This window comes from Pseudomonas sp. PME37.24/025 (assembly GCF_055556615.1).
This window is the reverse complement of the sequence record NZ_JBVHNK010000093.1, coordinates 1-289: the sequence shown is the minus strand read 5'-3', so window position 1 is coordinate 289 and position 289 is coordinate 1. Positions and strand designations below refer to the sequence as shown.

Sequence of the window (289 nt, the reverse complement as noted above, 5' to 3'; positions counted from 1 at the left end):
CCGCGGGCGGCCGCCCTCCTGCTGAGCCCCTGCAAAAAAGCGGTTCGATTATGCGCACAGACGGCGTCCAGCGCAATGCGGGAAATCGGCGATAATCGAGCTTTGGCAAACCTTTCCGGCCGCGCCTCACGCGGCCGAGAGCCATTCGGCGCCGCAGCGCCCGTTGTCACCGTGACCGATTCCAGAACACTCGCAGATCGCATCGAAGATCTGCTTCCCCAGACGCAATGCACGAAGTGCGGCTATAACGGCTGCCGCCCGTACGCCGAGGCGATCGCCGCCGGCGACG

At 65.4% G+C, this 289-nt stretch carries 1 pseudogene; it reads left to right on the top strand.

Annotated features, from left to right (window positions below):
• Nucleotides 1-207: 207 nt before the first annotated feature.
• Nucleotides 208-289 (top strand): annotated as a pseudogene (locus ACZ3HH_RS29645) ((Fe-S)-binding protein); the annotation flags it as partial.